The following is a 24,247-nucleotide window of genomic DNA, read 5'->3' as shown; positions in this document are numbered from 1 at the left end:
CCGCTGGCGGGCTCGGCCGCGCGCGGCCGGTCGGGCGGCAGGTGGCGCCCGCCCAGCACATAGATGGCCAGGCCGATGCACATGCCGATGCCCGCCGCGCCAAAGCCCACATGCCAGCCGTAGACCTCGCCGAGCGTGCCGCACACCAGCGGCGCGAGCAGCGCGCCCAGGTTCACGCCGACGTAGTAGACGTTGTATGAGCCGCCGCGGCGCGGGTCGGCCTCGTCATACAGGTCGCCCACCTGGCTGGGCAGGCTGGGCAGGAACAGGCCGTTGCCCAGGGCGATCAGCACCAGCGCCGGGAAGAAGGCCGACTCGAAGGCCAGCGTGAAATGCCCCAGCGCCATCAGCGCGCCGCCGATGAGGATGGCGCGCCGCCGGCCGAGCCAGCGGTCCGCGATATAGCCGCCGAAGATGGGCGTGAGGTAGACGCCGCCCGCATAGGCGCCGTAGATCAGCGATGCATCGGCTTGTGCGAACTGCAGGTGCCGGATCATGTAGTAGATCAACAGCGCCTTCATGCCGTAGAAGGAGAACTTCTCCCACATCTCGGTCAGGAACAGCACCGCCAAGCCACGCGGCTGGCCGAACCACTGGGCCGTCGGGCGGGATGGCGGTGCGGGGTGCAGGGAAGCGTCCACGGGTTCTCCTCAGGGCTGAGCCGGGCGGTGAATTTCAACGTTGCTCAGCATTTTTCGTGATGGTACATTTATTTTCCAAATTGGAAACTACATGCATCTGCCCGTGGGTCAAGCGACAACGAAGAACGTGGACTGCATCGTCATCGGTGCCGGCATCGCGGGTGCGTCCGTGGCGGCGGCGCTGGCCGGTGAGGCGAGCGTCGCGCTGCTGGAAGCCGAAGCCCAGGCGGGCTACCACTCGACGGGCCGCTCGGCCGCCCTGTACTCGGCGCTCTATGGCAACGCGACGATCCGCGCGCTGACGCGCGCCAGCCTGGGCTACTTCAGGACGCCGTCGCAAGGCATGGTCAAGCAGGCGCTGCTGCGCGAGCGGCACACGCTCTTTCTTGTCGGCGCCGGGCAGGAGGGCTTGGTCGAGGACTTCACGGCCGATGCCGACGTGCGCGAGCGCACTTCGGCCCTCACGGTCGACGAAGTGCTGGCCCGGGTGCCGCTGCTGCAGCGCGAGCGCATTGCCGGTGCGCTGCTGGATGTGACGTCGGCCGACATCGACGTCGACCTGCTGCACCAGGGCTTCCTGCGCCAGGCGCGCGCTGCGGGGGCTCAGCTGCACCTCGGTGCCGGCCTGCAGGCGCTGGAGCGCGAGGGCGCCGGCTGGCTGGCCCACACGGCCACGGGCAGCTTTCGCGCCGGCATCGTCGTCAATGCCGCGGGCGCCTGGGCCGACGACGTCGCCGCGCTCGCGGGCCTGGCACCAGTGCCGCTGCAACCGTTGCGCCGCACCGCCGTGCTGATCGACCTGCCGGACGGTGTGGACGCCACGCTGTGGCCCGCCGTCGTCGCCATCGACGAGAGCCAGTACTTCAAGCCCGATGCCGGCCTGTTGCTGATCTCGGCGGCGGATGAGACGCCGAGCCCCCCCTGTGACGCACAGCCCGACGAGCTGGATGTGGCCATCGCCGTCGACCGCTTCGAGACCTTGACCGGCCAGACGGTGCGCCGCGTGCGCCACAGCTGGGCGGGGCTGCGCGTGTTCAGCCCCGACCGCTCACCCGTCGTGGGTTTCGATGCCGCCGCGCCGGGCTTCTTCTGGTGCGCTGGCCAGGGCGGTTACGGCATCCAGACCTCGCCGGCCCTGGGCCGCGCGGCCGCCGCGCTGGCGCTGGGCCGGCCGTTGCCGCAGGACTTGGCCGACATGGGCATCTCGGCGCAACACCTGTCCCCGCAACGCTTCAGGGCGATGCGGGGAAGCACCTGAGGCCCTGCAGGTCCAGCACCCGCAAGCCGCCGTATTCGATGCGGATCAGCCCGACGTCGCTCAAGCGGTGCAGCGCCTGGTTGACGCGTTGGCGTGACAGGCCGACGAGGTAGCCCAGCTCTTCCTGGGTGATGCGCAGCCAGCTGCCCACGCCCGGGTAGAGCGTCGGGTGGAAGAGGGCGGCCAGGTTGCGGGCCACACGCATGTCGGGGTCGTGGATGCGGTCGGTCTCGCGCGCGGCGATGAACTGCCCAAGCCGTTCGTTCAGCTGGTTCAGTACGAAACGGTTGAAGGCAATACTGCCGTCCAGCAGCGCATGGAAGCTGTCGATGGGCAGCCCCGCCACGACGCTGGGCCGCAGGGCCTGGATGTTGTAGCGGTAGACCTCGCGCTTGAGCAGCGTGCCCTCGCCGAACCAGCCGCCCGGCGGGATGCCGGTGAAGGTGATGGCCTGGCCCGTCGAGTCGTCGTTGTTCATCTTCAACAGGCCCTCGACGACGCCGAACCACAGCGTTGCAGGGCGGCCGATGCGGCAGAGGCGCTCCCCGGGCTGGGCGTCGCCGACCTCCAGTGTGCTGACGGCCAGGTCACGCTGATCGCCATTGAGCAGCTTGAGCCATGGAATGGCATCGAGTTCAGCCGGCGTCGGCCGGCGCGCACGTTGGCGCAAAGGCAGTGGGGCATCGGCCATGCGGGAAAGTCTGGGCCGTGAAGACCCGTAAATTGTCGTCGTACCGACAGATGGGCGTCAAAGTAGTGACCAGAATGGGGCCAACAGACAGGGGCTCCAGCCCTTGCAACGGAGACAGGCTTGACCGCGACCTTTCCTCGGCTCTTGCTCGACCATGCCGCCCGCCGCCCCGATGCGCCGGCGCTGCGTGAGAAGGCCTACGGCGTCTGGCAGACGCTGAGCTGGGCGCAACTGGCCACGCTGGTGCAGGAACTGGCGATGGGTCTGGCGGCGGCGGGGTTGAAGCGTGGCGAGCACATCGTCGTCGTGGGCGAGAACCGGCCACGCCTCTACGCCGGCATGCTCGCCGCGCAGTGCCTGGGCGCCGTGCCGGTGCCGCTCTACCAGGACGCCGTCGCCGCCGAGTTCGTCTTTCCGCTCAACAACGCCGAGATCGCTTTCGGCATCGTCGAAGACCAGGAGCAGGTCGACAAGCTGCTGGAACTGCGCGCGCAGTGCCCGCAGCTCAAGCGCATCTGGTTCGACGACCCGCGTGGCCTGCGCAACTATGACGAGCCTGGCCTGGCGTCGCTGGACGAATTGATCGCACAAGGCCGCGCCGCACAGGCGCAGCGGCCGGCGCTGTTCGCCGCCGAGGTCGCGGCTGGCGATTCGGGCGACGTGGCGGCGCTCTTCTTCACCTCCGGCACGACGGGCAACCCCAAGGGCGTCATTCACACCCATGCCACGCTGATCGACCGTGCCACCGCCGGACAGCGCTTCGACAAGCTGACCGAGCGCGAAGAGGTGCTGGCCTATCTGCCTCCGGCCTGGATCGGCCAGAACATCTTCAGCTATGCGCAGTGGCTGGCCTGCGGCTATGTCGTCAACTGCCCGGAGTCGGCCTCGACGGTCAGCATCGATTTGAAGGAGGTCGGGCCGACCTATTACTTCGCGCCGCCGCGCGTCTTCGAGGGCCTGCTGACGACGGTGATGATCCGCATGGAGGACGCCTCTGCCCCCAAGCGTTGGCTGTTCGAGCGTTGCATGACGCTGGCCCGGCGCGTGGGCCCGCGGCGGATGGACGGCCAGCCCGTCGGCCTGTTCGACCGCCTGGCTTATGCCTTGGGTGACCTCGCTGTCTACGGCCCGTTGCGCAACACCCTGGGCTTCTCGCGGGTGCGCGTGGCCTACACGGCGGGTGAGGCCATCGGGCCGGATCTGTTCAGGTTCTACCGCGCCATCGGCATCAACTTGAAGCAGCTCTACGGCTCCACCGAAACGGCGGTCTTCGTCTGCCTGCAGCCCGACCACGAGGCCCGCGCCGACACGGTGGGCGTGCCCATCGATGGCGTGGAGATCAAGCTGACCGACAGCGGCGAGCTGCTGGTGCGCTCGCCGGGGCTGCTCAAGGGCTACTACAAGAACGATGCGGCCACAAGCGAGGCGCTGACCCCGGACGGCTGGTACCACACCGGTGACGCCGGCTTCCTCACGCCCGGCGGCCACTTGAAGATCATCGACAGGGCCAAGGATGTCGGGCGGCTGATGGGCGGTGCCTTCGACGGGGCGATGTTTGCGCCCAAGTACGTCGAGAACAAACTGAAGTTCTTCCCGCACATCAAGGAGGCGGTGTGCTTCGGTGATGGGCGTGACAAGGTCTGCGCCTTCATCAACATCGACTTCGAGGCGGTGGGCAACTGGGCCGAGCGCCGCAACATCGCGTATGCCGGCTATGCCGACCTGGCCCAGCGCGCGGAGGTCTATGAACTGATCCTGGATTGCGTCGAGAAGGTCAACGCTGACCTCGCGCAAGAGGAGTTGCTGGCCGGCAGCCAGGTTAGCCGCTTCCTGGTGCTGCACAAGGAGTTGGACGCCGACGACGGCGAGCTGACGCGCACCCGCAAGGTCAGGCGCGGCGCAATTGCCGAGAAGTACGGCGTGCTGATCGAGGCGCTCTACGCCGGCAAGCCGTCGCAATACATCGAGACGCAGGTGAAGTTCGAGGACGGCCGCACGGCCATGGTGGCGGCGGATCTGCGCATCGTTGAGGCGCGGACGTTCCCTGCGGTCAGGAGCGCGGCGTGAGACGACAAATGCAACCACAGAGGCACATAGGCACAGAGAAGCAGTCTCTGGATTTCCTCTGTGTCTCTGTGCCTCTGTGGTTGCCTTTCAATGGGCCTTGCGATGGCAACTAAGCACATCGGCGACGTCGTCCTCGACGTGAAGAACATCTCGCTGGCCTTCGGCGGCGTCAAGGCGCTGACCGACATCAGCTTCGATGTGCGCGAGCACGAGGTGCGCGCCATCATCGGCCCCAACGGCGCGGGCAAGAGCTCGATGCTGAACTGCATCAATGGCGTCTACCAGCCGCAGCAGGGCGCCATCACCCTGCGTGGCAAGACCTTCAGCGGCATGAGCCCGCGCCAGGTCGCCGAGATGGGCGTGGCGCGCACCTTCCAGAACCTGGCCCTGTTCAAGGGCATGAGCGTGCTGGACAACATCATGACCGGCCGCAACCTGCGCATGCGTCGCGGCCTGTTCTGGCAGGCCCTGCATGTGGGCCCCGCGCGGCGCGAGGAGAGCGAACAGCGTGAGGCGGTGGAGCGCATCATCGATTTCCTGGAGATCCAGGCCTACCGCAAGACGCCCGTTGGCCGCCTGCCCTATGGCCTGCAAAAGCGCGTCGACCTGGGCCGCGCACTGGCGATGGAGCCGAGCCTCTTGCTGCTGGACGAGCCCATGGCCGGCATGAACGTCGAGGAGAAGCAGGACATGTGCCGCTTCATCCTGGACGTGAACGACGAGTTCGGCACCACCATCGTGCTGATCGAGCACGACATGGGCGTGGTGATGGACATCTCGGACCGGGTCGTCGTGCTGGATTACGGCAGGAAGATCGGCGACGGGGCGCCGGATGAGGTGCGGGCTAATCCGGACGTGATCGCGGCGTATCTCGGTACGTCGCATTGAGGGACATGCAAATGCAACCACAGAGGCACAGAGACACAGAGGAAATTCAGAGGGCTGTTCTCCGTGCCTCTGTGCCTCTGTGGTTGCATCTCGGGGTTGGAGGCTGACCATGGGCATGTTCCTCGAAACCCTGATCGGCGGCCTGATGTCCGGCATGCTGTATTCGCTGATCGCGCTCGGCTTCGTGCTGATCTTCAAGGCCAGCGGCGTCTTCAACTTCGCCCAGGGCGCGATGGTGCTGTTTGCGGCACTGGCGATGGCGCGCTTCTCGGAGTGGATTCCGCAGTGGACGGGGCTGCAGGGGAAGGTGCTCGTCAATGTGCTGGCCTTTGCGGTGGCGCTGGCGTTGATGGTGGTGCTGGCCTGGGCCATCCAGAAACTGGTGCTGTCGCGCCTGGTCAACCAGGAGGGCATCACGCTGCTGATGGCCACCTTGGGCATCACCTATTTCCTCGACGGCTTCGGCCAGACGCTGTTCGGCTCGGCCATCTACAAGATCGACGTGGGCATGCCCAAGGATCCGCTCTTCCTGTTCGATCAGACCTTCCCCGGCGGCATCCTCGTCGGCCAGGAGGACCTGATCGCCACCGGCATCGCGGCGCTGCTGGTGGGCGTGCTGAGCCTGTTCTTTCAATACACCAGCACCGGCCGCGCACTGCGCGCTGTTGCCGACGACCACCAGGCCGCGCAGAGCATCGGCATTCCGCTGGCGCGCATCTGGGTCATCGTCTGGAGCGTGGCCGGCTTCGTCGCGCTGGTGGCCGGCATCATCTGGGGCAGCAAGCTGGGCGTGCAGTTCTCGCTGTCGCTGGTGGCGCTGAAGGCGCTGCCGGTGGTCATCCTGGGCGGGCTGACGAGCGTGCCCGGCGCCATCGTCGGCGGGCTGCTGATCGGCGTGGGCGAGAAGCTGTCGGAGGCCTACTTGGGCCCGATGCTCGGTGGCGGCATCGAGATCTGGTTTGCGTATGTGCTGGCGCTGGTGTTCCTGCTGGTGCGGCCGCAGGGTCTGTTCGGGGAGAAGATCATTGATCGCGTCTGACGCCGAAGAAATGCAATCACAGAGGCACAGAGGCACAGAGAAGCAGCCTCTGAATTTCCTCCGTGTCTCTGTGCCTCTGTGGTTGCGTTTTCGTGCATTGCAGGATTGACCATGCTCTACCGCGAAAACGGCCAGTTCAAGACTTCCTACGCTGCGGACTCGCAGATCTTTGCGATCCGCCAGGACCGCATCGCCATCGGCCTGCTGCTGGCCTTTGCCGTCATCGGCGTGCCGCTGCTGGCCGACGAGTACCTGCTGCGCGCCATCCTCATCCCCTTCCTCATCCTGTCGCTGGCGGCCATCGGCCTCAACATCCTGGTCGGCTACTGCGGCCAGATTTCGCTGGGCACCGGCGCCTTCATGGCCGTGGGGGCGTACGCGGCCTACAACTTCTTCGCCCGCATCGACGGCATGCCGTTGATCGCGGCGCTGCTGCTGGGCGGCGTGTGCGCCACGGTGGTGGGGGTGTTCTTCGGCGTCCCGTCGCTGCGCATCAAGGGCCTGTACCTGGCTGTTGCCACGCTGGCGGCACAGTTCTTCACCGACTGGGCTTTCCTGCGCATCAAGTGGTTCACGCTGGACTCGGCTTCGGGCTCGGTCAGCGTGTCCAACCTGGCCGTGTTCGGCATGCCCATCGATTCTCCGCTGCAGAAATACCTGTTCTGCCTGGCCTTCGTCATCGTCTTCGCGCTGATCGCCAAGAACCTGGTGCGCGGCCACATCGGCCGCGCATGGATGGCCATGCGCGACATGGACGTGGCGGCCGCCGTCATCGGCATCCGGCCGGTGGCCGCCAAGCTCAGCGCCTTTGCGGTCAGCAGCTTCATCGTCGGCGTGGCCGGCGCGTTGTGGGGCTTTGTCTACCTGGGCTCCTGGGAGCCGGCGGCCTTCAGCATCGACCGCAGCTTCCAGCTGCTCTTCATGGTCATCATCGGCGGCCTGGGTTCCATCATGGGCGCCTTCTTCGGCGCGGCCTTCATGGTGGTCCTGCCCATTGCGCTGGCCCAGGCCCTGCCGGTGCTCGGCGGCTGGCTGGGCTTGCATGTGGACACCGCGTTGGTCAGCCATGTGGAGTACATGGTGTTCGGCGCGCTGATCGTGTTTTTCCTCATCGTCGAGCCGCATGGCTTGGCCAAGCTCTGGTCCACGGGCAAAGAGAAGCTGCGTCTCTGGCCCTTCCCGCACTAAGCAGCACACAACGGAGACAACGATGAAGTTCAAGGCACTCGCACTCACGCTGGCGGCGCTCGCCTCGGCCGGCTCCGCATGGGCTCAAGCCAAGGAGCAGTTCTTCCCCGTGCTGGTCTACCGCACCGGCGCCTACGGCCCCAACGGCACGCCCTGGGCCAATGGCTATGTGGACTACCTCAAGCTCGTCAATGCCCAGGGCGGCATGAACGGCGTCAAGATCAGCTTCGAGGAATGCGAGTTCGGCTACGCGACCGACCGCGGCGTCGAGTGCTATGAGCGCCTGAAGGGCAAGAACGGCGGCGCCACCGTCTTCCAGCCGCTGTCCACCGGCGTCACGTTTGCGCTGACCGAGAAGGCACCGGCCGACAAGATCCCGCTCATCACCGCCGGCTATGGCCGCAGCGAGAGCGCCGACGGCGGCGTCTTCAAATGGAACTTCCCGCTGATCGGCACCTACTGGATGGGTGCCGACGTGCTCGTCCAGCACCTGGGCAAGATCAACGGCGGGCTGGACAAGCTCAAGGGCAAGAAGATCACCCTGGTCTATCACGACAGCCCCTACGGCAAGGAGCCCATCCCCATGCTGACCGAGCGGGCCAAGACGCATGGCTTCGAGCTGGCCACCATCCCGGTCACCCACCCCGGCGTCGAGCAGAAGAGCGCCTGGCTGCAGATCCGCCAGAGCCGGCCCGACTATGTGCTGCTGTGGGGCTGGGGTGTCATGAACACCACCTCGCTGAAGGAGGCCCAGGCCACCGGCTACCCGCGCGACAAGATGTTCGGCATCTGGTGGGCCGGCGCCGAGCCGGACGTCAAGGACGTGGCCGAGGGCGCCAAGGGGTACAGCGCGCTGACCATGCAGCACGGCGTCCACCCGGACGCCAAGGTCTCGCAGGAGGTCCTCAAGCTGGTGCATGCCAAGGGCCAGGGCACGGGGCCGAAGGAAGAGGTCGGCCAGGTGCTTTACATGCGCGGCCTGATCTCGGCCATGCTGGCGGTCGAGGGCGTCAAGCGCGCCCAGGAGCGCTACGGCAAGGGCAAGGTCATGAGCGGCGAGCAGGTTCGCTGGGGCCTGGAGAACCTGGCGCTCGACCAGAAGAAGCTCGACGGCCTGGGCCTGGCCGGCGTCATGCGGCCGGTGTCCACCAGCTGCGTCGACCACATGGGCTCGGCTTGGGCACGCGTGCAGACCTGGGACGGCGCCAAGTGGAAGTTCAGCTCGGACTGGTACCAGGCCGATGAGCAGATCATCAAGCCGATGGTCAAGCAGGCGGCCGACAAGTACGCCGCTGAGAAGAAGCTGGAACGGCGGACGCCGGCGGATTGCCAAAGCTGAAGAACATGCAGCCCCTCGCCCGGTCTGGCAGCGCTGAACGCGCCCCCGCCCAGTCGGTCCCCCGCGGGGACGCGGCTGCATGCGGCATTGAGCCGCATGCAGCCCCAGGCGGGCCGGCTTGGGGCGGCCCGGCGCTCGGCCCGGAGACCCACGGATGAACACCCCACCCCTCCTCAACGTCAACGGCATCGAGGTCATCTACAACCACGTCATCCTCGTCCTCAAGGGCGTCTCCCTGCAGGTGCCCGAGGGCCGTGTGGTGGCCCTGCTCGGCGGCAATGGCGCCGGCAAGACGACGACCTTGCGTGCAGTCTCCAACCTGTTGGAGGGCGAGCGCGGCGCGGTGACCAAGGGCAGCATCGAGCTGCGCGGCGAGCGCATCGAGAAGCTGTCCACCTCGGCCATGGTTCAGCGTGGCGTGGTGCAGGTCATGGAGGGGCGGCACTGCTTCGCCCACCTGAGCATCGAGGAGAACCTGCTGACCGGTGCCTACACGCGCAAGGACGGCAAGGCCGCGGTGCGCGACACGCTGGACAAGGTCTACAACTACTTCCCGCGCCTGAAGACGCGGCGCGGCAGCCAGGCGGCCTACACCTCCGGGGGCGAGCAACAGATGTGCGCCATCGGCCGCGCGCTGATGGCCAACCCGAAGATGGTGCTGCTGGACGAACCCAGCATGGGCCTGGCGCCGCAGATCGTCGAGGAGGTGTTCGAGATCGTGCGCGACCTCAACCAGCGCGAGGGCGTGACGTTCCTGCTGGCCGAGCAGAACACCAACATGGCGCTGCGCTATGCCGACTACGGCTACATCCTGGAGAACGGCCGCGTCGTCATGGACGGTGCTGCTAGCGCGCTGCGCGAGAACGAGGACGTCAAGGAGTTCTACCTCGGCATGGGTGGAAAGGACGGGGAAGGGCGGCGCAGCTTCAAGGATGTGAAGAGCTACAAGCGCAGAAAGAGGTGGCTGGCATGAGTGATGACAGCTGGGAGATGGCGCCACCGCCTTTCGACGCGGATTCAGCGCTGCAGACGATGAAGCGCTGCGCCCGCGACCAGCGCGTGCTGGCCGAACGGGGCGAGGGCTGGATGCTGGGTGCGGATGTCGTGCTCAAGCTGGCCGTCGACGGCGCGACCGTCAAGGTGCAGTTGGCCAGGCGCCCGGCCCGCACGCCCGAGTGGGACACGTTCACGCTGAAGTCGGCCACCGAGCTGCGCAAGGTCCAGGACGAGATCAAGCGGCGGCTCGTGCGCTGGAAGGACGAGGAGTGAAGGGCACCGAGTTCTACGACGCGCTGGAGGCGCGCGACCCGGCGGAGCGCGAGGCGGCGCTGATGGCCGCGCTGCCGCTGCAGGTAGCGCACGCCCAGGCCAGCAGCCCGGCCTACGCCGAACTGTTGGCGGGCACCGACGCCGCTGGCGTGAGCTCGCGTGCGGCGTTGGCCCACCTGCCGCTGACGCGCAAGAGCAGCCTGGCAGCAGCCCAGAGCGCGCGGCGCGCGCTGCGGCTCGGGGGCTTCGCAGTGGGCATGCCGCGGCGCATCTTCCAGTCGCCCGGGCCGCTCTACGAGCCCGAGCCCGATGCCGACGGCATCGACCCCTGGCGCATCGGCCGTGCGCTGCATGCAGCGGGTGTGCGCGCCGGACAGCTGGCACATGTGGGCTTCAGCTATCACCTGACGCCCGCCGGCGCCATGATGGAAGCCGGCCTGCGCGCCATCGGCGCCGCCAGTTTCCCCGGCGGTGTCGGCAACACCGAGCTGCAATTGCAGGCGCTGCTGAACCTCCAGCCCGAGGCCTATGCCGGCACGCCCAGCCTGTTGCGCATCCTGCTCGACAAGGCGGTTGAGGGCGGCCATGTGCTGCCCTACCTGCAGCGCGCCCTCGTCAGCGGCGAGGCCTGCCCGCCAGCCCTGGTCGCCTGGTTCGCCGAGCGTGGTGTCGCTGCCTACCAGTGCTACGCGACGGCCGACCTCGGCCTCATTGCCTACGAGACCGCCGCGCGAGACGGCCTGGTTGTCGATGAGGGCGTCATCGTCGAGATCGTTCGCCCTGGTTCGGGCGAGCCGCTGCCCGACGGCGAGGTCGGCGAGGTGGTAGTGACGACGCTGAGCCCTGGCTACCCCCTGATCCGCTTTGCCACGGGTGACCTGTCGGCGGTCATGGCCGGGGCCAGTCCTTGCGGCCGCAGCAACCAGCGCCTGCGCGGCTGGCTGGGCCGGGCCGACCAGTCGGCCAAGGTGCGCGGCATGTTCGTGCATGCGGGGCAGGTGGCAGAGCTGGTCAAGCGCCACCCCGAGGTGAGGCGCGCGCGCCTCGTCGTCAGCGGCGAGCTGGCCCAGGACCACGTCATGCTGCAGGTGGAAATGTGGGAATCCACAACCCCCGGCCTCGTGGAAAGCCTGATGCAGACTGCACGCGACCTGACCAAACTGCGTGTTGAAGTAGAACCGCTGCCGCCTGGCAGCTTGCCCAACGACGGCAGGTTGATCGAAGACCGTCGTTAACCGCTGGAGACACCCAATGCGCCGTACCCTGATGCTCACCGCAGGCCTGATGGCTTGCCTGCCCGCTTTTGCCCAGTATCCCGAGAAGCCGGTCACCATCGTCGTGCCCTTTGCCGCGGGCGGCCCGACCGACAAGGTGGCTCGCGACCTGGCTGAAGCCATGCGCAAGCCACTCAACGCCACCCTCATCATCGAGAACGTCGGTGGCGTGGGTGGCACCTTGGGTGCCAGCAAGGTGGCCAAGGCCGCGCCCGATGGCTACACGCTGCTGCTGCATCACATCGGCATGGCGACCGCGCCGGCGCTCTACCGCTCACTGTCCTTCAAGACGCTGGAAGACTTCGAATACCTGGGCATGGTCAACGAGGTGCCGATGACGCTGATCGGCCGGTCCACACTGCCGGCCGGCAACTATGCGGAACTGGCCACGTGGCTCGAGGCCAACAAGGGCAAGGTCAACCTCGCCAACGCCGGCGTCGGTTCGGCTTCGCACCTGTGCGGCCTGCTGTTCCAGCAAGCCGTCAAGTCGGACATGACGACCGTGCCCTACAAGGGCACCGCGCCGGCCATGAACGACCTGCTCGGCGGCCAGGTCGACATCATGTGCGACCAGACCACCAACACCACCAGCCAGATCGAGTCCGGCAAGGTCAAGGCCTTTGCCGTGATGTCGTCCAAGCGCCTGGCCAACGGCCCGCTGGCCAAGCTCCCGACCGCGGACGAGTCCGGCCTGAAGGGCTTCAACCTGACCATCTGGCACGGTCTGTACGCGCCCAAGGGGACGCCCAAGGCCGTGCTCGACAAGGTCAACACGGCATTGCGCGCTGCGTTGAAGGACACCGATTTCCAGAAGCGACAGGAAGCCTTGGGCGCCGTCATCGTCACCGACGCCCGCGTCGGGCCGGCTGATCACAAGAAGTTCGTCGAGGCCGAGATCAACAAGCTCGGCCCCGTCATCAAGGCCGCCGGGGTCTACGCCGACTGAGGGCGGGAGCGGCGTTCTCGCCGCCGCCGCAATCCATGACTTGAGGGCCCGGCCGCGCACAGCGGTCGGGCCCTCGCTGCTTTCCGCGCGAGCCGCAGCGGGCCGCGGCTGCGCGCGGCTCTTGCGGCTCCGGCCAGGTGCTGCGTTGTTGCGTCGGGTAAACACGTTGTTGACTCATCTGCGGTTCATCGAAAGAATGCATGTAAACGTTTTCATGACGACATAACAACCGGCCCGCGCAAGCGGCGTCGACACACGGATGAGACAACCGTTCCCGCCTGGCTTCCTGTGGGGCTGCGCGACTTCCGCCTATCAGGTCGAAGGCGCGCCGCTGGCCGATGGCGCCGGCGTCAGCAACTGGCACCGCTTCGTGCGCACGCCCGGCCGCGTGGCGGGCGGCGACACCGGCGACGTGGCCTGCGACCACTACCGCCGCATGAAGGACGACGTTGCGCTGATGCGCGAGCTGGGCCTGACGGCCTACCGCTTCAGCATCGCCTGGAACCGGCTCTTGCCCGAGGGCCGTGGCCGCGTGAACGCCGCCGGCCTGGGTTTCTACGAGCGCCTCGTCGACGAGCTGCTGGCCGCCGGCATCACGCCGATGGCGACGCTGCACCACTGGGACCTGCCCGCCGCGCTGGACGACCGCGGCGGCTGGCTCAACCCCGACATGCCGGACTGGTTTGCCGACTACGCCCAGGTCAGCTTCAAGGCGCTGGACGACCGCGTGCCGCTGTGGGTGACGATCAACGAGCCGTGGGTCGTGGCCGATGGCGGCTTCATGCAGGGCACGCTGGCACCGGGCCACCGGAGCGCCTACGAGGCGGCCATCGCGGCACACCGGCTGATGCAGGCGCACGCCAAGGGCGTGCAGGCCTACCGAGCGATGGGCAAGCACCAGATCGGTCTGGTCGTCAACATCGAGCCCAAGCATCTGGCTGCCGACGCCAGCGAGTACGACCGCCACGCGGCGCGCCTGGCAGACGCCTACATGAACCGGCAATACCTCGACCCGGCCCTGCTCGGCCGCTATCCCGAGGAGCTGCGCGAGGTCTTCGGCGAGGCCTGGCCCGACTGGCCGGCGGCAGAGGTGGAGGCCCTGAAGCAGCCCATCGACTTCCTCGGCCTGAACTACTACACCCGCGCCGTCGTCCGCCACGACGCCAAGGCCTGGCCGGTGCCGGCCACGCCGCAGCGCCAGCCCGGCGGCACCTATACGGAGACGGGCTGGGAGCTGCATCCGCAAAGCCTGGCCGACACGCTGGTGTGGCTGCACGAGCGCTATGGCGGCCTGCCGCTTTACGTGACCGAGAACGGTGCCGCCTTCTACGACCCGCCAGCCGCCATCGACGGCCGCGTCGACGACCCGCTGCGGGTGCACTACCTGCGCACGCACATCGCTGCGGTGCAGGATGCGATGGCACGCGGCGCCGACCTGCGCGGCTATTTCGCCTGGTCGCTGTTCGACAACCTTGAATGGGCGCTCGGTTTTGCCAAGCGCTTCGGCCTGGTGCATGTGGACTTCCAGACACAGCAGCGCACGCCCAAGGCCAGTGCGCGCTTCTATGCTGAGGTCATCGCCGCTCACGGCGCCAACCTCTAAGAAGAACATGAGCGCCAGCCCCGCCACCATCAAGGATGTCGCCCGCGTCGCCGGCGTGTCCGTCGCCACGGTTTCACGCGCGCTCAATGGCGCCGAGAACGTGCTGGCCGACACCCGCCAGCGCATCCTCGACGTTGCCCGCGAGCTGCGCTACAGCCCGTCGGGCGCCGCGCGCAGCCTCATCACGCGGCGCACCGACACGGTCGGCGCGCTGCTGCCCGACCTGCACGGCGAGTTCTTCTCGGAGCTGATCCGCGGCATCGACCAGGCGGCCCGCGCACGCGGCCTGCACCTGCTGCTCTCCAGCTCGCATGACGACGCCAGCGAGGCCGCCGCCGCGCTGCGTGCGATGAACGGCCGAGTCGACGGCCTCATCGTCATGTCGCCGCATGCCGACGACGACTTCCTGTCGCAGAACCTGCCGCTCAACCTGCCGGCCGTGCTGCTGAACTCCGGCGTGCGCCGGCCGACGCAGCGCGTCTTCGCGGTCGACAACTTTGGTGGCGCGCGCGAGATGGCCCGGCACCTCGTCGTCAGCGGCCGACGCCGCATCGCCTTCCTGGGCGGCCCGGCGACCAACTTCGAGGCCCGCGAGCGCGAGCGCGGCTACCGCGCTGGCCTGCCTGCTGGCGTTGCCCCCTGGTTGCTGGAAGGTGACTTTTCGGAAGCCGGCGGCCAGCGCGCGGGCGAAGCGCTGCTGGCGCTACCACCGTCCGCACGGCCCGACGCCGTGTTCGCCGCCAACGACATCATGGCCATCGGCCTGCTTGGCGTGCTGCAGGCCGGCGGCGTGCGCCTGCCCGACGACATCGCGCTGGCGGGCTTCGACGACATTCCCATCGCCCGCTATGTCAGCCCTGCGCTGACCACCATGCACGTGCCCATCGCCGCCCTGGGGCAGCAGGCGCTCGACGCGCTGGCCGACACCCTGGAGCGCCAGGATTCCGATCCCAGCGCCACCGTCATGCCGGTGGAGCTCGTCGTGCGCCGGTCCTGCGGCGCTGCCAAGCCCTGATCCCGTCCAGACCACAGTAAACAACCAGGAGACAAGGACATCATGAGCATCACATCCACCCGCAGGCCCTGGCGCCGCCAGGCGCTCGCCACGGCCGTCTTCCTTGCCTTGGCAGGCGCCGCCTCGGCGCAAACTTCCAATGCCACGGTGCGCGGCACCATCAGCGCCGCCGGCACGGCGGCGCCGGCCGGCACCGACGTCGTGGCGGTCAACCAGGCCAACGGCAACATCTACCGCACCAAGACCCTGGCCGACGGCAGCTATGTGCTGGTCGGTTTGAGCCCCGGCAGCTACGAGATCCGCGTCGGCGGCGCCAGCAGCGGCAGCGCGGTGACCTTGTCGGTCGGCCAGAACGCCACACTGGACCTCAGCAGCGGCACCACGCAGCTCAGCACCGTCGTCATCGAAGGCAGCTCGCAACGCCAGGGCGTCATCGACTCCCAGGTCGGCACGACCGTGTCCAACCGCATGATCGAAGCCATCCCGCAGGCCTCGCGCAACTTTCTGTCGGCCGCGGACTTCGCGCCCGGCGTGCGCTTCGACACCGATGCCGGCGGCAACACGCGGCTGCGCGGCGGCTCGCAGAACATCGATTCGGTCAATGTCTTCATCGACGGCGTCGGTCAGAAGAACAACATCCTGCGCGGCGGCGTGGCCGGCCAGGACACCAGCCGCGGCAATCCCTTCCCGCAGGCGGCCATCGCCGAGTACCGGGTGCTGACGCAGAACTACAAGGCCGAGTTCGACCAAGTCTCCAGCGTGGCGATTGCCGCAGTCACCAAATCTGGCGGCAATGAAACGCATGGAAACGTTTACGTCAACCGAACTGGTAGCAATTGGACGGCGCTCAGCCCGATCCAGAAGCGTGACAAGGCCAACAAGATCGAGCCGCCTTCGTACAAGCAGATCGAGGCCGGATTCAGCCTCGGTGGCGCCATCAAGCCGGACACCCTGCACTACTTCTTTGCCTACGACGGCAAGTCGCTGGACAAGCCGCGCCAGCTGACGGCGATGAACCTGGACAAATACGCAGGCAGCCCGGGCCTGGTGCCCAGCATCGCCGCGCAACAGGGCTCGTTCAAGGGTGCGTTCAAGGAGCATCTGGTGTTCGGCAAGCTGTCGGCGGAGATCGACGACCGCCAGCGCCTGGACATCTCGACCACGCTGCGCAAGGAGACCGGCTACTCGGTTGACGGCGACCGTTTCGCGCCCAGCACGGCCATCAACAACAACAACAACGCCTACCGCGTCGACGTGACGCACGAGTACACCGGCGACCGCTGGCTCAACGAGGCGCGCGTCGGTTGGGAAAGCAGCCAATGGAACCCGCAGTCAGACTCGGCCGATCCGCTGGTGCGCTACAAGTATTCGCCCACCAACGCGATTAACAACGTCCAGGACATCTTCTTCACCGGCGGGTCGCCCAATGCGCAGGACCGGCGGCAGAGCGGCGTGTACCTCAAGAACGACCTCAGCTACACCGGCCTGGCCGGGCACGTCATCAAGGGCGGCGTGCAGTTCAAGGCGATGAAGTACGAGCTCAGCGGCACCGCCTTCCGCGTCGCCGCCATCGACACGGTCTTGAACACCGCGACGGGCCAGCCGTATTTCAACGGTCTGGCCTGCACGGGCACCAATGTCAGCAGCAACGGCCTGTCCAGCGACCAGTGCAACATCCGCCTGCCCATCCCGGCGGCGTCGGCCGACCTGAAGAACAACCAGTTCGGCATCTACCTGCAGGACGACTGGAAGCTGACCAAGCAGTTGGAGCTGAACCTCGGCGCGCGTTGGGACTATGAAGACAACATGCTCAACAACGACTACGTGACGCCGGCCGACCGCGTCGCCGCGTTGAACGCGCTGGACGGCCGCACCGTCGACGGCATCACCGCGCCGCCGGGCCAGACCTATGCGCAGTCCCTCGCCAAGGGCGGCATCAACATCGCCGACTACATCTCCACCGGCAACTCCCGCAAGGCCTTCAAGGGCGCGTTCGCGCCGCGCGTCGGCGCGTCGTACGACCTGTTCGGCAACAAGGCCTCCGTGGTCTACGGCGGCTGGGGCCGCAGCTACGACCGCAAGATGGCCAACAACACGCTGGACGAGTTGCAGAAGAATGCCGCGCCGGGCGGCGAGATCTGGATGATCAGGAACGACTTCAAGATGCCGTTTGCCGACCAGCTGAGCCTGGGCCTGCGCCAGGCGCTCGGCCAGTGGAACATGGACGTCGCCGTCTCCAAGATCCACGCCAAGAACCAGTTCATCTGGTTCAACGGCAACCGCGACCCCAATGGCGGCTTCGGCAACTCCAACTCCGTGGACCCGCTGTGGGGGGGCGCGCCGCGCAACTTCGGCACCGTGGTGCTCGGCGATTTCGTCGGCCAGAACAAGGCCACCAGCCTGTTCCTGTCCTTGGACAAACCCTACACGCAGGCCAGCGGCTGGAGCATGACGATGGCCTACACCTACACCGACGCCCAGACCACCAACAACGAATGGTCGGACGACATCTTCGACTGGACCTATGGCAAGGCCACCTATGGCTTCCGCCCCGCCAAAGATGCCGAGAAGCACCGCTTGGTGGTGGGCGGCCTGGTGGACAAGCTGCCCTGGGGCATGCAGTTGTCCGGCAAGCTGACGGTGGGCGACGGCCAGCCGCGCCGCGTCATCGACTGCCACACCGGTTTCAGCGGCCCCAATGGCTGCCGGGCCGTCGCGCGCGGTTCCGACACGTTCAAGCAGCTCGACCTGGCGCTGGCCAAGAACTTCAAGGTCTATGGCGGCGAGCTGCAACTGCGCGCCGATGTGCTGAACCTGTTCAACACCGCCAACTGGGGCTACTACGACGACTGGGTGGGTGGCCCGTCCACGCCGCCGCGCAACGCCCTGGGTGGCGACAACGCCAACTTCGACACCCGCACCGGCGTGCGCGGCACGATGCGTCAGTTCAAGCTCGGCGCCAGCTACTCGTTCTGATCTACCGACGAACGGGAGCCGGCCGCGCCGGCTCCCACAATCACGCCCACCATGGATTCACTGACACGACGCGCCCTGCTGTCGCACGGCGCCGGCCTCGCGCTGGCCGCCAACCTGCCCAGCTGGGCGCAGGCGCCAGCGCCGGCGCAAGCCGCCGACAGCTTCGTCGCTGACCTCGAACGCCGCACCTTCGACTTCTTCTGGGACACGACGGACGCCCGGACGGGCCTGGCGCCGGACCGCTGGCCCACGCCGTCCTTTGCCAGCATCGCGGCTGTCGGCTTTGCGCTCAGCGCCTACCCCGTTGGTGTCGCACGCGGCTACATCACGCGCGCCCAGGCGGCTGAGCGCACGCTGGCAACGCTGCGCTTCTTCGCGGCGCTCCCGCAGGGCCCGGGCAAGACCGGCGTGGCCGGGCACAAGGGTTTTTTCTATCACTTTCTGGACATGAAGACGGGGCTGCGTTCGGGCCGCTGCGAGCTGTCCACGGTGGACACCGGGCTGCTGCTGATGGGTGCCCTGCATGCGCAGAGCTTCTTCGACGGCGAGCATGCCGACGAGGCCGCCATCCGCGCCGTCGTCGACGAACTCTACGGCCGCGTCGACTGGGCCTGGGCGCAGGTGCGGCCACCCGCCATCGGCCACGGCTGGACGCCCGAGAGGGGCCACATTCCTAACGACTGGAAGGGCTACAACGAGGCCATGCTGGTCTACCTGCTGGCGCTGGGTTCGCCCACCCGCCCGGTCAAGGCCGAGGCCTACGAGGCCTGGACCAGCACCTACGACCGCGACAGCTGGGGCGAGAGCCATGGGCAGACGTTCCTGCGCTTCCCGCCGCTGTTTGGCCATCAATTCACCCACTGCTGGGTGGACTTCCGCGGCATCCATGACGCCTACATGAAGCAGCGCGGCCTGGACTACTTCGAGAACTCGCGCCGCGCCACCTATGCGCAGCAGGCCTATGCCGCCGCCAACCCGCTGGGCTGGCGGGGCTACAGCGCCGAGGTCTGGGGCATCAGCGCCAGCGACGGCCCGGCCGACATCAAGCTGACCTACACGACGACCGCGGGCAAGACCGTCAAGCGCCGCTTCATCAGCTATGCCGGCCGCGGCATGGGCCTGCACGACGACGGCACGCTGGCGCCCTATGCGGCGGGCAGCTCCATCGCCTTCACGCCCGAGATCGTCATCCCGGCGCTGATGGCCATCAAGCAGCGCTACCCGCACACCTGGGGCCGCTACGGCTTCTGGGACGCCTTCAACCCCAGCTTCAACTTCCCCGACGTGCGCCTCACGCATGGCCGTATCGAGCCGGGCAAGGGCTGGGTCGACACCGACATGCTCGGCATCGACCAGGGGCCCATGCTCGCGATGATGGGCAACCACCGCGGCGAGCTGGTGTGGCAGGTCATGCGCAAGAACGCCCATCTTGTGCGCGGCCTCAAGCGCGCCGGCTTCACGGGCGGTTGGCTCGGCTGACATGAAACACCAAGGCAACCACAGAGGCACAGAGACACCGAGGAATTTCCTCTGTCTTTGCTCTGTGCCTCCGTGCCTCTGTGGTTGCATTTCCTTTCTTGTCCGATGCGCCGCCGCGCCCTGCTGACGAGCGCCGCCGCGGCGCTTACGGGCTGCGCGCGTAGCGACGGCCCGACGACGCTGCGCTTCTGGGCCATGGGCCGAGAAGCCGAAGTCGCGGCCGAGCTGATCGCCGGCTTCGAGCGTGAGCAACCCGGCGTGCGCGTGAAGGTCGAAAAGCTGCCGTGGAGTGCCGCGCACGAGAAGCTGCTGACCGCCTTCGCCGGCGACGCCACACCCGACCTCGCCCAGGTCGGCAACACCTGGCTGCCCGAGATGCAGGTGCTGGGCGCGCTGGAGCCGCTGGCGCCCTGGATAGCCCGCACGCCCTCGATGCAGGCGGCCGACTATTTCGGCGGCATCTGGACCACCAATGCGCCCAACGGCGAGCGCGTCGGCCTGCCCTGGTATGTCGACACGCGGCTGCTCTTTGTGCGGCACGACCTGCTGGCCCGCGCCGGCATCGCACAGATCCCGCAGGACTGGGCGGCCTGGCGCACCGCACTGGCGCGGCTGCGTGAGCACGGCATGGCCACGCCGCTGCTGCTGCCCACCAACGAGTTCGAGCCCCTGCTGGCGCTGGCGCTGCAGCAGCCGGCCGAGGTGCTGCGCGACGGCGGCCGCTTCGGCAACTTCTCTTCCGCTGACTTCCGCCGTGCGCTGGGCTTTTATGCCGAGCGCTTTGCCAGCGGTGATGCGCCGGGGCTGACGAACAACCAGATCTCCAACCTCTGGCAGGAGTTCGGGCGCGGGACCTTCGCCTTCTACATCTCGGGGCCCTGGAACATCGGCGAATTCAAGCGACGCCTGCCGCCCGAACTGGGCGATGCGTGGACGACGGCCGAGCTGCCGGGCCCGACCGGCCCGGGCGCGTCGATCGCCGGTGGCGCCAGCCTCGCCATGTTCAAGCGCTCGCGCCACAAGCCCGAGGCCTGGGCGCTGATCAGCTACCTGAGCCGTCCCGACGTGCAGCTGGCGTTCTATCGCCTGACCGGCGACCTGCCCCCACGCCGCAGCGTCTGGACCCTGCCATTGCCCGATGGCACGACGCTGGCCGCAGACCGCCATGCCGCCGCCTTCCACCGCCAGCTCGAACGCGTGCGCCCGCCACCGGCGGTGCCCGAGTGGGAGCGCATCGCCAGCGAGATGCAGCTCGCCGCGGCCCGCGTCGTTGGCGGTCGCGACAGCATCGACGTTGCGGTGCGCGATCTCGATGCACGCGTGAACGGTATTCTTGAAAAGCGCCGCTGGATGCTGGACAAGGCCGAAGGATGAGAACCACCGGCCGCGAATCCCTCGCCGCCTGGGCCTTTGCCGCCCCGGCGCTGTTTGTCATCGCGCTCTTCTTCGCCGTGCCCGTCTTCGCCGGCCTGGCCCTGAGCCTGACCGATTTCGACATCTACGCGCTGGCCGACATCGGCAACCTGCGCTGGCAGGGCTGGGACAACTATGTGCGCGTGCTCGGCATGCCGCTGTTCTGGCAGGCGCTGGGCAACACCGCCTACTTCGTCGTGCTGGGCGTGCCGCTGTCCATCGCGCTGTCTCTTGCCGCCGCCGTGCTGCTGCAGTCCAAGCTCGTGCGCTTCAAGCCGCTGCTGCGCACCGCCCTGTTCGCCCCCGTCGTCACCACGCTGGTGGCGGTCGCGGTGATCTGGCGTTATCTCTTCCACGTGAAGTACGGCCTGGTGAACTACACCTTGCTGCACTTCGGTGTCGACCCCATCGATTGGTTGGGTGATCCGCACTGGTCGATGCCCACCATCATTGGCTTCGCCGCGTGGAAGAACTTTGGCGGCAACATGATCATCTTCATCGCCGCGCTGCAGGCCGTGCCGCACGACCTCTACGAAGCCGCGCGTCTGGATGGCGCGAAGTCGTGGGCGCAGTTCCGCTACATCACGCTGGCCAGCATCGCGCCGACGCTGCTGATGGTGACCATCCTGACGACGGCCGGCTACTTCCAGCTCTTTGCCGAGCCCTATGTGATGACCCAGGGCGGGCCGCTGCAGAGCACGGTCAGCGTGCTCTACCTGATGTACGAAGAAGGCTTCAAGTGGTGGAACCTGGGCCTGGCCTCGGCCGTGGCCTTCGTGCTCTTCCTCATCATCGTGGTGGTCAGCAAGGGGCTGATCGCGCTGCAGCGGCGCTTCACGGGGGAGGGCGCATGAAGCCCAGGGCCGTGCTCGTCAATGGGCTGCTGTGGGCGTTCGCGGCGCTGGCGATCTTTCCGCTCGTCTGGATGGTTTGCGTGTCGCTGATGCCGGCCGGCAGCGCCTCCAGCCTGCCGCCCCCGCTGCTGCCGCGCGAGCCGACGCTGGTGCATTACGAGAAGCTGCTCGGCGACGGCGGCCTCAAGCGCGCCTTTGCCAACAGCCTGGGGCTCGCGCTGGTCAGTACCTTGATCTCGGTCAGCTTCAACACACTGGCCGGCTATTCGTTTGCCAAGCTGCGCTTCCGGCATCGCGAGCGGGTGTTCGGCCTGCTGATCGCGGCGTTGGTCATCCCCGGGCAGGTGGCGATGCTGCCGCTGTTCCTGATGCTCAAGGGCATGGGGCTGGTGAACACGTGGATGGGGGTGCTGATCCCCAGCATGGCCGGCATCTTCGGCATCTTCCTCGTGCGGCAGTACGCGCGGGGTGTGCCGGACGAGTTGCTGGAGGCGGCGCGGCTGGATGGCGCGGGGGAGTGGCGCATCTTCTGGAGCGTCGTGCTGCCGACCTTGAGGCCGGTGTTGGTGACGCTGGCCGTGTTTGCTTTTCTTGGCAGCTGGAACGACTTCATGTGGCCGTTGATCGTGCTGACGGACGGGGAGATGCACACGCTGCCGGTGGCATTGGCGGCGTTGTCTAGGGAGCATGTGCAGGACAGCGAGTTGATGATGGCTGGGGCGGTCATCACGGTGCTGCCGGTGCTGGTGTTGTTTGTGGCGCTGCAGCGCTACTACATGCAGGGGCTTTTGATGGGCAGTGTGAAGTGATGAAGGCGTTCGCCCTGGCCCTGCTGCTGACCGCGCCGTTCACTGGTGCTGCCGTCCTCGACGACATGAAGGACGCCACCGTTTGGAAGGCCACCGCCTCGGACCAGGTCAAGTCCAGCCTGCGCCGCGACGCCAAGGACGACAGCCTCTGCCTGGACTACGACTTCACCGGCGTCTCCGGCTACGCCGTGCTGCGCCGCGAGCTGCCGCTTGACTGGCCCGCCGACTTCGCGCTGACGACCCAGCTCAAGGGCAACAGCAAGAACAACGACGTGCAGATCAAGTTTGTCGACGCCAGTGGCGACAACGTCTGGTGGGTCAACCGCCCGGCGCTCGCCCTGCCCGACACCTTGACCGACCTGAGCTTCAAGCGCCGCCATGTCGCCTTCGCCTGGGGGCCGACCGAAGACCGCGTGCTCAAGCGCAGCCAGTTCATCGAATTTGTCGTCGTCGCCGGCCAGCAGGGCGGTGGCGGGGCCGGGGCCTTGTGCGTCGGTGCATTGAGCCTGGAGCCGCGCGAGCCCGCCCCCAAGACCTGGCCCGTTCCGAAACGCAGGCTCGGCGGCGGCGAGCTGACGCTGGACTTCCAGCGCCTGCGCGAATTCAACGGCCTGTGGTTCGCCAGCGGCACCGCCGCGCGCATCGAGGTGTCCGACGACAACCGGCGCTGGAAGCTGCTGTCCAGCCGCCCCGGCCGTGCCCTGTTCCTCGGCGAGCAGGAATGGCGCTGGCTGCGCCTGCGCCACGAAGGCCGGAAGCCGCCCGAGGTCGAACTGCGCGACGCCGCGCAATGGCCCGACCGCAACGCCGCTGTTGCCGAACTCGCCAAGGCGCTGCCGCGCGGCGAGCTGCCGCGCGCCTTCCTGGGCGAGCAGAACTACTGGACCGTCGTCGGCGTGGACGGCGGCGCGCAACGCTCGGGTCTCGTCAGCGAAGACGGCGCCATCGAGCTGACACGCGGTGGACCGAGCATCGAGCCGGCCGTGCAGCTGGCCGATGGGCGCATCGTGACCTGGGCGCAGGTGCGTACCGAGCACAGCCTCGTCGAGCAGGCCCTGCCGGTCGTGCAGTGGCGCCATGCAGATGTCGAACTGCGCGTCGAGGCCGGCGCCGACGCCCGCCCCGAGGCTCCGCAGCTGCTGGCCCGCTACACGCTGCGCAACCCGACAAGCAAGGCGCAGCGCTACTCGTTGCTGCTGACGCTGCGCCCCTGGCAGGTCAACCCGCCGCAGCAGTTCCTGTCGACGCCGGGTGGCATCAGCCCGCTGCCGGCGCTGGCCTGGGCCGACGGCCAGCTCAGCGCTGCGGGCCTGGCGATCAAGCCGCGTGAAGCGCCCGCCGAAGTCCGCGCTGCGCCGTGGAGCGCCGGGCCCGGCCTTGCCTCGCTGCTGCAGGCGCCCCCGCTGACGCAACTGACCGACGCCGAGCAACTGCCTTCGGCGCTGATGCGCTTTGACGTCGAGCTGGCGCCCGGGCAGGCGCGCACGCTGGGCTGGGT

At 67.6% G+C, this 24,247-nt stretch carries 20 protein-coding genes; 18 read left to right on the top strand and 2 right to left on the bottom strand.

Annotated features, from left to right (window positions below; all coding sequences use genetic code 11):
• On the bottom strand, positions 1–641 hold a 641-nt coding region (locus ACT6S0_RS17030; RefSeq protein WP_444764977.1), incomplete at its 3' end, for a peptide MFS transporter.
• Positions 642–732: 91 nt separating this feature from the next.
• Between ACT6S0_RS17030 and ACT6S0_RS17025 the strand changes: the two genes are divergently transcribed.
• The gene (locus ACT6S0_RS17025) at positions 733–1,899 is read left to right on the top strand and encodes an NAD(P)/FAD-dependent oxidoreductase (RefSeq protein WP_444764976.1); all 1,167 of its coding nucleotides are present in this window, start codon (positions 733–735) and stop codon (positions 1,897–1,899) included.
• Here ACT6S0_RS17025 and ACT6S0_RS17020 read toward each other — a convergent pair.
• On the bottom strand, positions 1,874–2,590 hold the full coding sequence (locus ACT6S0_RS17020; RefSeq protein WP_444764975.1) for a Crp/Fnr family transcriptional regulator: 717 nt from the start codon (positions 2,588–2,590) through the stop codon (positions 1,874–1,876). The genes ACT6S0_RS17025 and ACT6S0_RS17020 overlap by 26 nt on opposite strands.
• 120 nt (positions 2,591–2,710) lie before the next feature.
• Between ACT6S0_RS17020 and ACT6S0_RS17015 the strand changes: the two genes are divergently transcribed.
• The 17 genes from ACT6S0_RS17015 to ACT6S0_RS16935 form a co-directional block, all read left to right on the top strand.
• Positions 2,711–4,657, top strand: coding sequence for an AMP-dependent synthetase/ligase (locus ACT6S0_RS17015; RefSeq protein ID WP_444764974.1), 1,947 nt, complete (start codon positions 2,711–2,713; stop codon positions 4,655–4,657).
• 102 nt (positions 4,658–4,759) lie between these two features.
• Positions 4,760–5,545: an ABC transporter ATP-binding protein gene (locus tag ACT6S0_RS17010; protein WP_444764973.1), complete on the top strand. Its 786-nt coding sequence runs from the start codon at positions 4,760–4,762 to the stop codon at positions 5,543–5,545.
• Positions 5,546–5,654: 109 nt separating this feature from the next.
• Positions 5,655–6,584 (top strand): branched-chain amino acid ABC transporter permease, encoded by a 930-nt coding sequence (locus tag ACT6S0_RS17005; protein WP_444764972.1) that lies wholly within the window; start codon positions 5,655–5,657, stop codon positions 6,582–6,584.
• Between the two features lie 111 nt (positions 6,585–6,695).
• A complete protein-coding gene (locus ACT6S0_RS17000) occupies positions 6,696–7,772 on the top strand; it encodes a branched-chain amino acid ABC transporter permease (protein ID WP_444764971.1) in 1,077 nt (358 codons plus the stop codon).
• A 22-nt stretch (positions 7,773–7,794) separates the two neighbouring features.
• Positions 7,795–9,111 carry an ABC transporter substrate-binding protein gene (locus tag ACT6S0_RS16995; RefSeq protein ID WP_444764970.1) on the top strand — a complete coding sequence of 439 codons (1,317 nt, stop codon included), beginning with the start codon at positions 7,795–7,797 and terminating at the stop codon, positions 9,109–9,111.
• A 154-nt stretch (positions 9,112–9,265) separates the two neighbouring features.
• On the top strand, positions 9,266–10,084 hold the full coding sequence (locus ACT6S0_RS16990) for an ABC transporter ATP-binding protein (RefSeq protein WP_444764969.1): 819 nt from the start codon (positions 9,266–9,268) through the stop codon (positions 10,082–10,084).
• Positions 10,081–10,380, top strand: a complete 300-nt coding sequence (locus ACT6S0_RS16985) for a hypothetical protein (RefSeq protein ID WP_444764968.1) — start codon at positions 10,081–10,083, stop codon at positions 10,378–10,380. The genes ACT6S0_RS16990 and ACT6S0_RS16985 overlap by 4 nt, the downstream gene beginning before the upstream one ends.
• Positions 10,381–10,442: 62 nt before the next feature.
• The gene (locus ACT6S0_RS16980) at positions 10,443–11,615 is read left to right on the top strand and encodes a phenylacetate--CoA ligase family protein (RefSeq protein ID WP_444764978.1); all 1,173 of its coding nucleotides are present in this window, start codon (positions 10,443–10,445) and stop codon (positions 11,613–11,615) included.
• Positions 11,616–11,631: 16 nt separating this feature from the next.
• Positions 11,632–12,600: a tripartite tricarboxylate transporter substrate-binding protein gene (locus ACT6S0_RS16975; protein WP_444764967.1), complete on the top strand. Its 969-nt coding sequence runs from the start codon at positions 11,632–11,634 to the stop codon at positions 12,598–12,600.
• A gap of 259 nt (positions 12,601–12,859) precedes the next feature.
• The gene (locus tag ACT6S0_RS16970; protein ID WP_444764966.1) at positions 12,860–14,203 is read left to right on the top strand and encodes a GH1 family beta-glucosidase; all 1,344 of its coding nucleotides are present in this window, start codon (positions 12,860–12,862) and stop codon (positions 14,201–14,203) included.
• A gap of 7 nt (positions 14,204–14,210) precedes the next feature.
• On the top strand, positions 14,211–15,218 hold the full coding sequence (locus ACT6S0_RS16965) for a LacI family DNA-binding transcriptional regulator (protein WP_444764965.1): 1,008 nt from the start codon (positions 14,211–14,213) through the stop codon (positions 15,216–15,218).
• A gap of 42 nt (positions 15,219–15,260) precedes the next feature.
• Entirely contained in the window at positions 15,261–18,194 is a 2,934-nt protein-coding gene (locus tag ACT6S0_RS16960; protein WP_444764964.1) for a TonB-dependent receptor, read from the top strand.
• A 51-nt stretch (positions 18,195–18,245) separates the two neighbouring features.
• Entirely contained in the window at positions 18,246–19,673 is a 1,428-nt protein-coding gene (locus tag ACT6S0_RS16955) for a glucoamylase family protein (RefSeq protein ID WP_444764963.1), read from the top strand.
• Positions 19,674–19,778: 105 nt separating this feature from the next.
• Positions 19,779–21,047, top strand: a complete 1,269-nt coding sequence (locus ACT6S0_RS16950; RefSeq protein ID WP_444764962.1) for a sugar ABC transporter substrate-binding protein — start codon at positions 19,779–19,781, stop codon at positions 21,045–21,047.
• Complete coding sequence (locus ACT6S0_RS16945; RefSeq protein WP_444764961.1) at positions 21,044–21,940, top strand: carbohydrate ABC transporter permease; 897 nt, start codon at positions 21,044–21,046, stop codon at positions 21,938–21,940. Before ACT6S0_RS16950 ends, ACT6S0_RS16945 begins: the two co-directional genes overlap by 4 nt.
• On the top strand, positions 21,937–22,749 hold the full coding sequence (locus ACT6S0_RS16940; RefSeq protein WP_444764960.1) for a carbohydrate ABC transporter permease: 813 nt from the start codon (positions 21,937–21,939) through the stop codon (positions 22,747–22,749). The genes ACT6S0_RS16945 and ACT6S0_RS16940 overlap by 4 nt, the downstream gene beginning before the upstream one ends.
• Positions 22,749–24,247 (top strand): hypothetical protein (locus ACT6S0_RS16935; protein WP_444764959.1); only part of this gene is annotated, 1,499 nt, incomplete at its 3' end. The genes ACT6S0_RS16940 and ACT6S0_RS16935, both read left to right, overlap by 1 nt.

It is taken from the genome of Roseateles sp., from assembly GCF_052436255.1.
In the GTDB taxonomy this organism is placed as follows: Bacteria; Pseudomonadota; Gammaproteobacteria; order Burkholderiales; family Burkholderiaceae_C; genus Pelomonas.
The sequence above is the reverse complement of the archived record's forward strand: the minus strand, read 5'-3'. Positions and strand labels throughout refer to the sequence as shown.